Consider the following 13,863-nt stretch of genomic DNA (forward strand, 5'->3'; position numbering starts at 1 on the left):
TTTTTTTATAAATTTATCGAATCTAAGAATTGAACGATACCCTCTTCATCATTGCTTGCAGTAACCACATCAGCTATTGCCTTAATTGCATCTTCAGCATTGCCCATTGCGACACCAATGCCGGCTGCTTGCAACATTGAAATATCATTTTCGCCATCGCCGAAAGCAATCGTGTTTTCAATTGGAATATTGTGATAAGCAGCAAGTCGTTTTACTGTTTCACCCTTATTAACATGTAAAGGAATAACTTCGATATTGTTAAAACGTGATGACTCAATATGTATTGAAGCAACTTGCTTGAGTTCAGCACGAGCTTGTTCTAATGCCGGTAAATTATCTTCGGAAATAGCAACTGCATTCATGTATTCGTCAGCATGTTGTAAAAAGACATCTCGGTCTTCAACACAAATAATTTCAGCAGTGTCATCCTTTATATACACCCGGTCACGGTCAGCCGGCTCAAAGCGTTTTGGCGACAACTGATTGTAGTAAATACCTTTGCGGGCAAAGAAAAAGAAGGGAATATCATACTTCTTCAAGATATCATAAGCAATTACTGCAGCTTCGCGGCCGAGACGCACCTCGATAATTTCTTCCTCGGGTGTTGCCAGATAAGCGCCATTGCTGCCGATAACATTTGTCAGCGGCCCAACTGATTGCGCCACTTCGTGAGCAGCGACCGGCATGCGCCCGGTCGCAACGGCAAAAATGTGACCATCAGCCTGTAACTGATGAATTTTTGCCAAAGTTGCTTCACCAATTGTATGATTAGACTGCATAAGTGTACCATCAATGTCACTGCAGATTAAGTATTTCTTCATTTTATAAGTCTCCCTTTTATATATGCAAGTAGCTTTATTCTACCACATTATTTAGCCTTGCAATAGTGCCAAACTTGTAACTGGCTAGTGACACTAAGAATAAAGTGGTATAATATAGAATGATTTTAGTTTATTGAGGAGATATAATAATATGCAGTTTTTAGGATATATTGCTGCGGTTTGTACAACGATTTCGTTTCTGCCGCAAGCAATTAAAACCGTAAAAGAAAAAGATACCAGCAGTATTTCGCTGGGCATGTATTCGTTCTTTACATTTGGCGTGTTCTGCTGGGCCATTTATGGCATCTATATTGGGGACATCTCGATTATTCTAGCAAATGTAATCACCTTTATATTTGCCGCGATTATTTTAGCAATGAAGTTGAAATATAAATAGTTGGGGGAGAACTTTTAAAAGCCGGGGACGCTGCGTCCCCGGCTTTTTTGGCTTTTAAGGCATATAACACACTGAAATCATTAAATAGTGATAAAATTAATACATAAGGAGTGAACGATTATGAGATTAGTTATGATTCGTCATGGACAAAGTGAATGGAATAAGTTGAATTTATTTACCGGCTGGACCGATGTTGATTTATCTGAAGAGGGTGTAGCTGAAGCACGAGCTGCCGGAAAACTGTTGAAAGAAAAAGGGTTTGCCTTTGATGTTGCTTATACATCGGTGTTAACGCGAGCAAATCATACTTTGAATTTAGTGCTTGCAGAGATGGAGGAGTTGTGGGTGCCAGTGTACAAATCTTGGCGTTTGAATGAGCGTCATTATGGAGCATTGCAAGGTTTAAATAAGGAAGAAACAGCAGAGAAATATGGTGCCGATCAGGTTCATATCTGGCGTCGTAGTTATGATGTGCTGCCGCCATTGCTTGAAGAAGATGATCCGCGTCAGTCTAAGTTCGACCGCCGCTATCAAATGTTAGATACAAGCACATTACCAAGCGGTGAAAATTTGAAAGTGACTTTAGAACGGGTGCTGCCATATTGGGAGGATGAGATTGCCCCAAGTTTAAAGGCGGGAAAAGAAGTCGTTATTGCAGCTCATGGTAATAGCTTGCGTGCTTTGGCTAAACACCTTGAGGGAATCAGTGATGATGACATCATGGATTTAGAAATTCCGACCGGTAAACCACTGGTTTATGAATTGGATGATAATTTTAAAGTACTGAATAAATACTATTTGTAAAAACTTACTCAGTTTAGGATAATGTAAAAAAATTTATGATTTAATTGATTTATGGTACAAAGATTGTTAATATAAATTAAATTACAAACTCAAACTAGAACTGTGGGGAATATAAATGAAAAATAAATATGTAAAGGTACTTCTGGGAATAATCTTGATGGCAGGAATAATCGGTTATTTTGCAATTCCGTCTGCTGCGGCTGAGGGTATAGTTATTAATATACCTGATGCTGGTTTAAAAACGCAATTGAATCGCGCTTTGGGACAAGCAGATACAGCTGATATTACTGATACCCAAATGGAGACGTTGACAAATTTGAGCACTACGGCAAGCCCGTCAATTGCTGATTTCACCGGGATAGAGTATGCAATAAACTTACAATCTTTAAGTGCAACTTCGTTTACTGGTGCTGATATTACGCCACTTACTGCGCTTATTAACCTGACAAATTTAAATTTAGGGGGAGCAAATGTTACAACGCTTCCTGATATGAACGGTATGACCGCTTTGCAAAGCTTTCATTTGACTTCGTCAATTTCAAGCGATGAGTTTGTGAAGTTCAATCAATTACCAAATCTTAATTATTTTTGGACGCAAGGCAATATGCGAATTACTGATATTTCGGCATTGGCAAGTTTGCCAAATTTAACCCAGCTTTCAGTTCAAAACTGCGGGATTACCGATTTTACTGCTATTAACAATTTTCCTAAGTTGGCTTCTATGGCAGGTGCTTTGCAAAATACTGGTCGCTATGATCCGGTAACGCCTTTGCATGCAACAAATCTGCAGTATGATCAGACGGCAGGAACAATTTATTTTCCATTTTCAATGATGCCCAATCGCTTAACCAATTTTGATGGTGAGCAATCGCCATTTTCAACATCAACTTCTCCAAGTAATACCTTTTTCGGCTTTAATGATGTTGCGTTACCAGCAAGCCGACTGACTATTGATGCTAACGGTATTACTGTTAGCGGAGTAACTCGAGAAGAATTTGATGGTATTGAAATGATTGAATATAACGCACGTTATGCTTGGAGTGCCGGTCAATATGCATCGCCACCGGGTTATACTTTCTACTCAATTAGTGGTGGGACTTATGATCATTATTTCAGTGTTGATCACACAGTTGTAATTACTGCTGATCCACAGATTACCTATGATGCGGATAGTTCAGTATCGGAAGCTCAGTTTTTAAGCGATATTCATGCACTTACCAATGATGGCTCGCCAATTACTTCTGATTTCTTGTCGCAAGTAAATTTTGCAGTTCCTGGCTCATATACAGTAACTTTAAATGCTGAGAATACGTTGGGAGTAAAAGCTGAGCCAGTACAAGTCACCGTTATTATAAAAGCAACCGGACCGGTTAATCCAACTGATAACAACAGTTCAGCAAACAACAGTTCTTCAAACAATAATGGATTGCCAGAAACTGGACAAAATCTAGTAGTTCCGCTTTTAGCCGGTAGTAGTTTATTGTTTATCGCAAGCTTAATTTTATTTAAAAAGCGTAAATAAAAAAGCCACCTCATAAAGAGGTGCTTTTTTAATCCCTATTTTTCTTCTGATGTTGATTCGTCGTTGTAATATTTATGAACAATTGCATTTTCAATAGCTGCAAAGTACGCTTTTGCTTGTTTGTTGAAAGCGCGTTTTTTCATCCAGCCAAAGAATGAAAATTGTGCATTTGTCCAATTGTTGCTGCTGGTTGCTTCTTCAGTATAGAGTACTTTTGTGGTTTTCGCATCGATTTTCGAAAACTCCCAGGTTGTTAAACTGTCTAATGAACCAGCGCTTAATCTGTAAGCGAAAAGTTTATTGTTTTCAAATCCATCAATTTTGAATCGTGCTGTTAGTTTTTGCCCCATACGTTCATACGTATATTCGAACTCTGTTCCGATTGGTTGTGTGTATGATAAGTTCTTTGTTGTTCCTCGGGCTTTTTGTTGTTCAATGATTGAACTAGTAACGACTTCATATACTTGCTCTACAGGAAATTTAAATGTGTGTTCCTTTTTCATAGTGCTAGCCATAGAAGGATTCACTCCCTTTCATAAATGCCACTCTATTATACTATACTCTTTAGCAATTTAAAAGTTAGATTTTTTTAGCTTTCTTTGGGTTATGCTTATAGTTATTTTGTGATACAATATGAGAGATGTAAATACTTTTAAAGGAGTCATGAAAAATGTTGCATGTTTTTAATTCCAAAAGCAATCAATTGGAGTTGTTCGAACCACATCATCAAACGAAGGTGTCAATGTATGTGTGTGGACCAACCGTATATAATTACAGTCATATCGGAAATGTACGTGTACCAGTTTTTTATGATGTTGTGCGTCGTTATCTTGAGTATAGCGGGTTTGAAGTGGACTATGTGAGTAACATAACTGATATAGATGATAAAATTATCGCAACCGCACAAAAAATGGGAATTGATGAGACTGCAGTTGCCGGCATGTTTGCAGACGCCTATTTGCAGGATGTTGCTAAGCTTGGTTCTGAGATTCCGACAATTATTCGAGTGACGGATGTTATTACTGATATTGTTGAGTATATAGAAAATTTAGTTAACACTGGATACGCATATGCGGTAGACGGTGATGTTTATTTTAGAGTAAATAAAATTGAAGAGTATGGGCAAATTTCCGGACAAAAGATTGATCAGTTAATTGCTGGCAGCAGAATCGAAGAAAGCGATAAAAAGGAACATCCGCTGGATTTTACCCTTTGGAAAGCAACTGATAATGGTGTTAACTGGGATTCGCCTTGGTCGAAAGGGCGACCTGGCTGGCATACTGAATGTGTGGTCATGATTGATAAACACTTTCAAGAATCAATTGATATTCATGGCGGCGGCATGGATTTAAAGTTCCCGCATCATGAGAATGAGGCGGCGCAAAATTATGCGTGCCATCATAAGCCGTTGGCAAAATACTGGATGCATAACGGCTTTATTGAGATGAATGACGAGAAGATGTCGAAGTCAGTCGGCAATATTATTTTAGCGCGTGAAGCTATTGCAGAATATAGCGGCAGAGCGGTAAGAATCTGGATTTTAGGTTCGCATTATCGCCAGCCGCTGCAATTTAGTGAAGAAGCTTTATTAAGTTCGCAAAAAAATATTGAACGTCTGCAAACCGGATACGAAAGTGCTTATACTATTTTACAGCTGGCAAATCGTGGTATTGCCGAACATATTACCAGCCCGGAAGTACAAGCGCTTTTAGATGAGTTCGAAGCAGCAATGGATGATGATTTCAATACTGGAAATGCCTTGAGTGCATTGTATGAGCTTAATAAACAATTAAATGTTTTACTTCGCAGCAGAGAAGCTGATTTGCAATTGGTCAGTGAGTATACACGTGCCTTCTTTGTTATTGACCAAGTACTAGGATTACATGTTACCCACAATGAATCTTGGTCGCCGGAAGTTTTTCAATTGGTTGCTGATTGGAAACAAGCACGTGAAGATAAAGACTTTGAATTAGCCGATCAACTTCGTAATCAACTATTGGCTCAAGGAGTACGGGTTCGATGAGAAGTGACTTATATAATGGTGTAACCTTGGCTTTTATCGGTGATGCATATTACGGATTGCAGATTAAACGTCATCTGGTTGAGAGACGAGCAATTACCCACGCGCAAACGTTGCAAAAATTATTGGCTCAATTTGTGAAGGCGGCAGCTCAAGCGACGATTATTCAGACGTTGATTGAGCAAGGAACTTTAACTGAGACAGAAATAGATATCTTTAAGCGCGGACGAAATGCAAAAACAAATTCTAAACCAAAACATGCAGATGTCATTACTTACAAGATGAGTACCGGGTTTGAAGCGGTTATTGGTTGGTTAGTTTTGGACAAAAATGAAGCGCGTGCTGATGAGCTGATTGATCAGGCAATTGCGATTATTGAAGGAGCCGGAGATTTATATGAAAAATGATAGAATGCTTGCTTATGGTAAAAACACAGTTATTGATTTGTTAACTTATACACCGGGACAAGTCGCTAAATTATATATATATGATGGTATGAAAAAACAAGACCAGCATCTTTTTGTTGACCTTGCCCAAGAAGGTGAAGTCAATTATGAATTTGTTGGCCGCCGCACGCTTGATAATTTTACCGATGAAAATCATCAAGGTGTTGTGGTTGAGTTGCCGCCATACCGCTACAGTAGTTTAGAGGCGGCAATGGCAAGTGCACACGCTGTCAATGAACTGCCATTTTTTGTCATGCTTGACGGAATTACTGATCCGCGCAACTTGGGAGCAATTTTACGGAGTGCTGAAACGGCTGGGGTGCATGGAATTATTATTCCTAAAAACCGCGCCAGCGGGATTACGCCGACAGTTTTGAAAACGGCAACTGGAGCAACTGAACACTTGCATATTATTCAAGTTACTAACCTGAATCAAACTATGGAGCAAATGAAGAAACAAGGCATTTGGTTTGTAGCTGCGCAGATGGATGGTCAGACATATTGGGATGAACGTTTTGATATGCCGCTTTGTCTGGTAATTGGCAGTGAAGGTGATGGTATCAGTAAACTTGTGGAAAAAAACTGTGACTTATTTGTATCGATTCCGATGAAAGGTAAAATTACATCACTCAATGCGTCGGTTGCGGCCGCATTATTAATGTATGAGGTAAATCGCAGCCGTCGTTAATTTTTATGAAACGGAGAATAAAATGATTTATGAAGTCAACGAAGAAGAATTATTTTATTTGATAAGTGAGAAAAATGAAGATGCTGAAATGATATTTTACGGACGTATAGAAAATTACCTGCAATTTTTAAGTAGGACATATTCAAGTGTGTTTCTGCGGCAAGATGATATTTTGTCATATGGCTGGCAGGGAGTTATCGAGGCGTTTGATTGCTACAATCCGCAAGCCGGGGTATCATTCGCGAGTTTTGTGAGAAACTGTATTCAGCGCCGGATTATTGATATCCGCCGCCGAAATAATCAAGATAAGCGTAAAGCTATTATGACAAAAATTGAACATGATAATTATGAACAATTGATAGGTGATAAGCATACTACTGAAATTCGCACGGTCCAGCATTTGCTGACTGAAGTTCTGGCAGAACTTGAGCAGGTGCTCAAGCCACGTGAGTGGCGCACCTTTCAATGTTACTTACAGCAGAGCAGCGCGCAAGCGACTGCGGATGCGTTAGGGATTTCATTGCAGACGGTGTACCGGACAGTAGCAAGAACCAAGACTGCAGTGAAGTGCTATCTTGAAGATAATTAGGAAAATAGTTTTGGAAAAGCGATGTCAGCATCGCTTTTTCTTATGAGTTTTGAACCGAAATAAAGCAAAATAAATTCATTGAAATAGCAGAGGATATATGGTATTATGGACTATGATATCTTTTGAAACGGTGGTGTGATAATTATGAGTAGCCAAAAAGTAACTTTGGTTTGTACAGAATGTTTAAGCAGAAACTACTCAACAACAAAAAATAAATTGAATCACACAGAGCGTTTGGAGATGAAGAAGTTTTGTAAACGATGCGGAAAGCATACATTACATAAAGAAACAAAGTAGAGAGTAGGGTTTGACAATGAGCAATGTTGAACAAAAACGAGGCATTATCGGACGTATGTTACATTTTCCGGTAGAAGTTGTTCGTGAATTAACTAAAGTTGAATGGATCTCATTAGGAGATTTATTAGTAAAAACGTTAACAGTGCTTGGGTTTAGTGCAGTATTACTGATTTATTTTACAGGAGTTGATTTTGTTATCAGTGAATTCCTTAAAATTATCGTAGGCATTAACTAAGTAATTTTTAGATTGTTCGGGTGAAATGAATGGCAGACTATTATAATGAAAAGAATTGGTATGTAGTGCATACTTATTCAGGTTATGAAAATAAAGTAAAAACTAACCTTGAAAAACGGATTAAATCAATGGGCATGGAGGATAAAATTTTCCGTGTTGTTGTGCCAACTGAAATTGAAGTTGAAGTAAAAGATGGAAAACATAAAGAAAAGGAAAAGAAAACTTTCCCGGGATATGTTTTAGTTGAAATGCTGATGACTGATGATTCTTGGTATGTTGTTCGTAATACACCGGGAGTTTCTGGTTTCATTGGTTCATACGGAAAAGGTTCTAAACCGACGCCAATGCACCCATGGGAAGTAGATGAAATTCTTGAACGTATTGAAAATGCTGAAGTTGGTATTGCAATTGACTTTGGTATTGGCGATACTGTACGAATTATTGAAGGTGCGTTTGAAGACCACATTGGTGAAGTTATCGGTATCGATAAGGAAACAATGAAAGTAACGGTTGAAGTATTGATGCTTGGACGCCAGACTGAAGTTGAGTTAGGTATTAGTCACGTTGAACGTGCATAGTTAGATTGTTGAGAAACGCTCGCAATCTTTGAAAGTCGGAAAAAATTACTCGGTCACGTATATCAAGATACGCTCCCTCCTAATTTTCCCCAACTTCCTTTGATTTCAAACGTTTTCAAACAATCTAAATAATAAAGGAGCCGTTAAGGCTCCTTTTATTTGAGAAAGCGAGTGATTTGATGAGTAATAACAATACTGTAGATCCAATGGATCCGCAAATTGAAGAGGAACTGCAAACAGTTATCAAAACTATGGAGTTGCATTTTGGCAATAATTCCGGCGAGCAAGCATTAGCATTTCTGCAATCATATGCTAAGAGTTATGCAGCAATTGAGTTCTTGCCGGAAATCTTAAAATTGATGCCGGATTTTTTTGGTGTCAAAGAGCCGATAACAATTAATAATTCTGAGGAGCTGCAGGCTTTGATGGAACATATTTTATTACCGCTGTTACGCTACAATGCTTTTTTAAGTGCCAGCGAAGTTGGTAAGGAATAACTAAAATATCATTTGATAATCCGCGCCGGAGAACCGGTGCGGATTATTTTTTTCTAACAAGAATATACAAACATGTTATAATAAGTTGGTAATATAGAGAAGTGAGGTTATCAAAATGAAGAGAATTTTAAGTGTTTTAGCTGTTTTCGGCTTAGCTCTGGCAATGGTGGGATGTGCCACTCCGCAAGAGGAAACAACGACTTATGTTGCTGAAAGTAATGGTGTAACTATGGAGTTAACTTATTATCATACGGGTGATAATGTTACAAAACAGACAGCAAATAATAAAATCCCATATACAAGCATAGGTGTTACAAATGCAGAGGATGCTAAAGCAATCCTGGATCCTGTTGCAGTACAATATCAAAATGTTGCAGGAATCAAACATAGTGTTGAATATACTGACACTGAAGTTATTGAAACTTTGGAAATTGATTATGCAACTTTAGATTATGATAAAGCAAAAACGATTCCTGGCATTACTATGGACGAAAATGCTAAGAATGGTGTAAGTCTTGAAAAAAGCGAAAAATTGCTTTTAAGTCAAGGATATACAAAAGTAACTGAATAATTTAGAGAAAATAAAAAAGACCGAGGATTTAATCCTCGGTCTTTTTTTCCTCATCTAAGTTATAAGTCTGTAAAAATTATAATGCTAATAAACAAATGAAAGCGAAAGTTGCCATAAATACCCCAGACAATACTAATGCGCCAACTGCCAACACAGATGTAGTTCTTTTGACTGCACGAGCCACATCACTTGCAAATGAATTGTAATTAAATTTAATTGTTTTCTTTCCTGTTTTTAAAACTACCATAGTTAAACACTCCTTCTTTTATATACCTCTTATATTAATGTATAGTTCTTGGCAGAACTTTAATTGCTTTTCCTAAAATAACCATTTCGTGATTTGCTAATTGTTCTTTGGTAAAGAACAGTGGGTCATATTTCGGATTTTCCGGCTGTAAGAATATACCCTGTCCGGTTTTGATAATCCGTTTTAATGTTGCGGTTTCGCCATCAACCAGACAAGCTGCGATTTCTCGGTTGGCAACATCTGCTTGTTGACGAATGAGAATAGTATCGCCATCATAAATGCGGGCGTCTTTCATACTGTCTCCGGTAACTAATAAACAAAAGTACTCGCCGCCCTGAACATCGCTTTGCGGAATGCTTTCATAGCTCATGATGCTTTCTTCTGCGAAGATTGGTTCGCCGGCACGGATAACCCCAAGTACCGGAACTTGAACTAAATCACTTGCTGTAATTGTCGGCGAGGAAAGTATTTCGCTGTCCAGTAATCCGATTTCCAATAAGAATGTAGTGAAGTCAACGCCAAGTGCTTCGGCAAGCTGTTCATACATTTTCATATTCAAATTGATATCTTGGTCACTGCTGGCTTTTTCAATATCAGCAATTCTGGTATGACTGATATTTGCATGAGCAGCAAATTCGCGAATTGACATGTTGTGTTCCATGCGATATGCCTTGATATATAGACCGAGTTTGTTCATTAGCAATCACCTCATGTTCTTATTGTAAAATATATTTTACGGAATGTCAACACAAATGTAAAATTAATTTTACAAACAGGTTCTTTATCCTTATATATAAGCAAAAATGGTTGAAATTTCAACTTGTCAGAAAGCTTTAGCTTTGGTATAATCTTATTTGGACACTTTTGGTGTTCAGTTTTTGTGTGGGAGGATGAAATTTACATCATCCAATATTTACCACATCACAGACATCAAATTTTTAGGAGGTGTGTCTCGTGGCTAAAAAAGTAAGTAGCATTATTAAGTTACAAATTGAGGCAGGTAAAGCGAATCCTGCGCCACCAGTTGGGACTGCATTGGGACCAGCAGGAGTTAACATTCAGGAGTTTTGTCAACAATACAATGATAAAACGCGTGAATCAATGGGAACGATTATTCCGGTAGAAATTACCGTATATGAAGACCGTTCATTTACATTCATTACTAAAACGCCGCCAGCAGCAAAATTGTTATTAAAAGCAGCTGGTATCGCAAAAGGAGCTTCAAATCCGAAAACAACAAAAGTTGCTTCAATTACTAAAGCTCAATTGCAAGAAGTGGCAGAAATTAAAATGCCTGACTTAAATGCAAACGACGTTGAAGCAGCAATGAATATTGTTGCCGGAACTGCCCGTAACATGGGTATTACTATTGAAGACTAATTGAGTATTAGTTGTAAATGTAAAGAATGAGTGGTAATCGAAATCATAGATTAGCACCTCATTAACTGTGGGAGGATATTCCGCAAGTACCACATTAGGAGGAAAAAATAATGGCTAAAAAAGGCAAAAAGTATACAGAAGTTGCTGCCTTAATCGATCGTGAAAAATCTTACGATGTTAATGAAGCAATGGACCTTGTTAAAAAAACAAGTACAGTAAAATTTGATGCATCAGTAGATGCTGCTTTCCGTTTAGGAGTTGACCCTCGTCAAGCGGATCAACAAATTCGTGGCGCAATGGTATTGCCGCACGGAACCGGAAAAACTTCTCGCGTAATTGTATTCGCGAAAGGTGAAAAAGCGAAAGAAGCAGAAGCTGCTGGCGCTGACTTAGTAGGAGATAGCGACTTAGTAAACAAAATCCAACAAGGATGGATGGATTTTGATGTTGCAGTTGCAACTCCGGATATGATGGCCGAAGTTGGTAAATTAGGGAAAGTTTTAGGGCCACGTGGTTTAATGCCAAACCCTAAAACCGGAACTGTTACTATGGACGTTACTAAAGCAATCCAAGATATTCAAGCTGGTAAAGTTGAATACCGTGTGGATAAAGCCGGAAACGTACATGTACCAATCGGACGTGTTTCATTCGATGCAGAAAAATTAGTAGAGAACTTTAATGCAATCTACGAAACATTGCTTCGTGTAAAACCATCATCAGCAAAAGGTGTCTATGTGAAAAATATTTCAGTGACTTCTACAATGGGTCCTGGAGTACGCGTAGCCAGCGAAAAATAATAATCAAAACTGCGGTGTTCAGCACCGCAGTTTTTTACGTTTTACACCTTGACAAAAAAAGCAAAATCAGTATAATAATAATAGATGAATACCAAAGACAGTAGGTGCCTAAGGGCTTAATTTCCTACCGAGGTGTAAAGAATGCAGTTATTTTAACTCTTTGCGCTATTTGGTGCAGGGAGTTTTTTTCTTCGCTGTGAGTAGAAGACTCGAAGTATTCATTAAAATTTACAGGGAGGTGCACGAACAATGGCAAACGCTCAAGCAGTTGAACAAAAACAACAGTTAGTAAATGAAGTTACCGATAAGATGAATGCCAGCCAATCAACTATCGTAGTTGATTACCGCGGTTTATCAGTTGGTGAAGTTACTCAGTTGCGTCGTAACTTGCGTGAAGCAGGCGTTGAATTCAAAGTTTACAAAAATAACTTGGTTCGCCGTGCTGCAGAATCACTTGGTTACGAAGGTTTAAATGAACATTTGACTGGACCAAACGCAATCGCATTCAGTAATGAAGACGTTGTTGCGCCGGCAAAGGTTTTAAGCCAGTTCGCGAAAGAACACGAAGCACTTGAAATCAAAACCGGAGTTATCGAAGGCAAAGTTGTTGACTTGGCAGTTATCAAAGAATTGGCAAGCTTACCAAGCCGCGATGGTTTACTTTCTATGTTGCTTTCTGTATTGCAAGCGCCGGTACGCGGTTTAGCCGTGGCGACAAATGCGATCGCAGAACAAAAAGAAGAAGCATAATTAACGGGTTTACGTTAATAGACAAATTTATTTTTTAAAAAATTTAAGGAGGATTTTATCATGGCATTTGATAAAGCAAAATTCATTGAAGAATTAAAATCAATGACAGTATTAGAATTAAACGATTTAGTTAAAGCAATCGAAGAAGAATTCGGTGTAAGTGCAGCAGCACCTGTTGCAGTAGCGGCAGCTGGCGGAGACGCAGCAGCAGCGGCACCAAGCGAAGTAAGTGTAATCTTAACAAGCCCAGGAGCTGCAAAAATCGCAGTTGTTAAAGTTGTTAAAGAAATCACTGGTTTAGGATTAAAAGAAGCTAAAGACTTAGTTGATAATGTTCCAAGCCCAATCAAAGAAGGTATTGCACCTGAAGAAGCTGAAGCATTACAAGCTAAATTAGAAGAAGCTGGAGCAGTTGTAGAAGTAAAATAATTACTTTTAGAATTGATTTATTAAGAAAAATACGGGCCGGAAGCCGCGCTTAATCGCGGTTTTCGGCTATAAACAACAGATGAGTCTTTGCATCTGTTGTTTTTGTATTAAGTCGAGAAATGAGGGATAGTATGACCCATTATTATACAAATAACAATAATTTGGAATCAAAACGCCGGGTTATTGAGACAGTTATTGCCGGTGAGCGATTTTCATTCATCAGTGATATTGGGGTTTTCTCGAAAGACAAGGTTGATTTTGGGACAGCGCTTTTGTTGGAGCATTTTGAACCTTATAAGGCGGCTGCATCAGGAGTTGATGTTGGTTGCGGATATGGAATCGTCGGTGTTGTGCTAAGCAAGATTCATCACATGCGAATGACATTAGTAGATGTTAATGATCGCGCCTTGCTTTTGGCGGAGGAAAACGCTGAACGAAACCAAACGTTAGTGCAAGTGTTGCGTAGTGATGCATTGACCGAACTTTTAAATACAAAGACAGATGTTGTTATAACTAATCCACCGATTCGTGCCGGAAAAGATGTCGTCTTCCGGATTTATGAACAAGCAGCAGGTATTTTAGCTGACGATGGTGAGCTGTGGATTGTTATTCAGAAGAAACAAGGAGCAGCATCGAGCGAAAAGAAACTTGAAGAATTATTTGATAATGTAGAAATAGTTGCGAAAAAGAAGGGATATCAAATTATTAAAGCCAAAAGTCCAAGAGTAAAAACTCGTTGACAACATTGACTTTTTTTGGTAATATAATATGATGCCTACGTCTTTCTTTTGACGT

The 13,863-nt window shown here is 38.4% G+C and carries 21 protein-coding genes and 1 other annotated feature; of the genes, 17 read left to right on the top strand and 4 right to left on the bottom strand.

All coding sequences use genetic code 11. The features are described 5' to 3' along the window. Positions 1–5 precede the first annotated feature (5 nt). Positions 6–821, bottom strand: a complete 816-nt coding sequence (locus tag FEZ08_RS01255; RefSeq protein ID WP_138189880.1) for an HAD family hydrolase — start codon at positions 819–821, stop codon at positions 6–8. A 151-nt stretch (positions 822–972) separates the two neighbouring features. On the opposite strand from FEZ08_RS01255, the gene FEZ08_RS01260 reads away from it, so the two are divergent. The 3 genes from FEZ08_RS01260 (at position 973) to FEZ08_RS01270 (ending at position 3,544) form a co-directional block, all read left to right on the top strand. Then, positions 973–1,218, top strand: a complete 246-nt coding sequence (locus tag FEZ08_RS01260; RefSeq protein WP_138189881.1) for a SemiSWEET transporter — start codon at positions 973–975, stop codon at positions 1,216–1,218. Between the two features lie 120 nt (positions 1,219–1,338). Continuing rightward, positions 1,339–2,022: a 2,3-diphosphoglycerate-dependent phosphoglycerate mutase gene (gene gpmA, locus FEZ08_RS01265; protein ID WP_138189882.1), complete on the top strand. Its 684-nt coding sequence runs from the start codon at positions 1,339–1,341 to the stop codon at positions 2,020–2,022. 115 nt (positions 2,023–2,137) lie between these two features. Further along, a complete protein-coding gene (locus tag FEZ08_RS01270; RefSeq protein WP_138189883.1) occupies positions 2,138–3,544 on the top strand; it encodes a LapB repeat-containing protein in 1,407 nt (468 codons plus the stop codon). Positions 3,545–3,579: 35 nt separating this feature from the next. Here the strand turns inward: FEZ08_RS01270 and FEZ08_RS01275 are convergent, their stop codons facing one another. Then, positions 3,580–4,059, bottom strand: coding sequence for an SRPBCC family protein (locus tag FEZ08_RS01275; protein ID WP_138189884.1), 480 nt, complete (start codon positions 4,057–4,059; stop codon positions 3,580–3,582). 155 nt (positions 4,060–4,214) lie between these two features. Between FEZ08_RS01275 and cysS the strand changes: the two genes are divergently transcribed. The 9 genes from cysS (at position 4,215) to FEZ08_RS01320 (ending at position 9,465) form a co-directional block, all read left to right on the top strand. Then, a complete protein-coding gene (gene cysS, locus FEZ08_RS01280; protein WP_138189885.1) occupies positions 4,215–5,567 on the top strand; it encodes a cysteine--tRNA ligase in 1,353 nt (450 codons plus the stop codon). Beyond that, entirely contained in the window at positions 5,564–5,971 is a 408-nt protein-coding gene (locus FEZ08_RS01285; protein ID WP_138189886.1) for a Mini-ribonuclease 3, read from the top strand. The genes cysS and FEZ08_RS01285 overlap by 4 nt, the downstream gene beginning before the upstream one ends. Continuing rightward, positions 5,961–6,698, top strand: a complete 738-nt coding sequence (gene rlmB / locus FEZ08_RS01290) for a 23S rRNA (guanosine(2251)-2'-O)-methyltransferase RlmB (protein WP_138189887.1) — start codon at positions 5,961–5,963, stop codon at positions 6,696–6,698. The genes FEZ08_RS01285 and rlmB overlap by 11 nt, the downstream gene beginning before the upstream one ends. Positions 6,699–6,720: 22 nt before the next feature. Then, positions 6,721–7,287 carry a sigma-70 family RNA polymerase sigma factor gene (locus tag FEZ08_RS01295; RefSeq protein WP_138189888.1) on the top strand — a complete coding sequence of 189 codons (567 nt, stop codon included), beginning with the start codon at positions 6,721–6,723 and terminating at the stop codon, positions 7,285–7,287. Positions 7,288–7,431: 144 nt separating this feature from the next. Beyond that, positions 7,432–7,584, top strand: coding sequence for a 50S ribosomal protein L33 (gene rpmG / locus FEZ08_RS01300; RefSeq protein WP_138189889.1), 153 nt, complete (start codon positions 7,432–7,434; stop codon positions 7,582–7,584). 16 nt (positions 7,585–7,600) lie between these two features. Beyond that, positions 7,601–7,819, top strand: coding sequence for a preprotein translocase subunit SecE (gene secE / locus FEZ08_RS01305; RefSeq protein WP_138189890.1), 219 nt, complete (start codon positions 7,601–7,603; stop codon positions 7,817–7,819). Between the two features lie 29 nt (positions 7,820–7,848). After that, positions 7,849–8,397: a transcription termination/antitermination protein NusG gene (gene nusG, locus FEZ08_RS01310; RefSeq protein ID WP_138189891.1), complete on the top strand. Its 549-nt coding sequence runs from the start codon at positions 7,849–7,851 to the stop codon at positions 8,395–8,397. Between the two features lie 179 nt (positions 8,398–8,576). Beyond that, positions 8,577–8,894, top strand: a complete 318-nt coding sequence (locus FEZ08_RS01315; protein WP_138189892.1) for a hypothetical protein — start codon at positions 8,577–8,579, stop codon at positions 8,892–8,894. A 115-nt stretch (positions 8,895–9,009) separates the two neighbouring features. Continuing rightward, positions 9,010–9,465, top strand: coding sequence for a YehR family lipoprotein (locus FEZ08_RS01320; protein WP_138189893.1), 456 nt, complete (start codon positions 9,010–9,012; stop codon positions 9,463–9,465). A 76-nt stretch (positions 9,466–9,541) separates the two neighbouring features. On the opposite strand, the gene FEZ08_RS12150 is transcribed toward FEZ08_RS01320, so the two are convergent. Both FEZ08_RS12150 and FEZ08_RS01325 read right to left on the bottom strand, forming a co-directional pair. Then, a complete protein-coding gene (locus tag FEZ08_RS12150; RefSeq protein WP_171014868.1) occupies positions 9,542–9,712 on the bottom strand; it encodes a hypothetical protein in 171 nt (56 codons plus the stop codon). A gap of 34 nt (positions 9,713–9,746) precedes the next feature. After that, positions 9,747–10,409, bottom strand: coding sequence for a LexA family protein (locus FEZ08_RS01325; RefSeq protein ID WP_138189894.1), 663 nt, complete (start codon positions 10,407–10,409; stop codon positions 9,747–9,749). 257 nt (positions 10,410–10,666) lie between these two features. Between FEZ08_RS01325 and rplK the strand changes: the two genes are divergently transcribed. The 5 genes from rplK to FEZ08_RS01350 all read left to right on the top strand — a co-directional run bounded on the left by rplK (position 10,667) and on the right by FEZ08_RS01350 (position 13,808). Continuing rightward, complete coding sequence (rplK, locus tag FEZ08_RS01330; RefSeq protein WP_138189895.1) at positions 10,667–11,092, top strand: 50S ribosomal protein L11; 426 nt, start codon at positions 10,667–10,669, stop codon at positions 11,090–11,092. A 110-nt stretch (positions 11,093–11,202) separates the two neighbouring features. Then, on the top strand, positions 11,203–11,889 hold the full coding sequence (rplA, locus tag FEZ08_RS01335) for a 50S ribosomal protein L1 (RefSeq protein ID WP_138189896.1): 687 nt from the start codon (positions 11,203–11,205) through the stop codon (positions 11,887–11,889). A 73-nt stretch (positions 11,890–11,962) separates the two neighbouring features. Beyond that, positions 11,963–12,086, top strand: a sequence feature (ribosomal protein L10 leader region). Positions 12,087–12,138: 52 nt separating this feature from the next. Further along, positions 12,139–12,639 carry a 50S ribosomal protein L10 gene (gene rplJ / locus FEZ08_RS01340; RefSeq protein WP_138189897.1) on the top strand — a complete coding sequence of 167 codons (501 nt, stop codon included), beginning with the start codon at positions 12,139–12,141 and terminating at the stop codon, positions 12,637–12,639. Positions 12,640–12,699: 60 nt separating this feature from the next. After that, a complete protein-coding gene (rplL, locus tag FEZ08_RS01345) occupies positions 12,700–13,068 on the top strand; it encodes a 50S ribosomal protein L7/L12 (protein WP_138189898.1) in 369 nt (122 codons plus the stop codon). Positions 13,069–13,199: 131 nt separating this feature from the next. Then, entirely contained in the window at positions 13,200–13,808 is a 609-nt protein-coding gene (locus tag FEZ08_RS01350) for a class I SAM-dependent methyltransferase (protein WP_138189899.1), read from the top strand. Positions 13,809–13,863: the final 55 nt, after the last annotated feature.

This window comes from Culicoidibacter larvae (assembly GCF_005771635.1).
Lineage (GTDB): Bacteria > Bacillota_I > Bacilli_A > Culicoidibacterales > Culicoidibacteraceae > Culicoidibacter > Culicoidibacter larvae.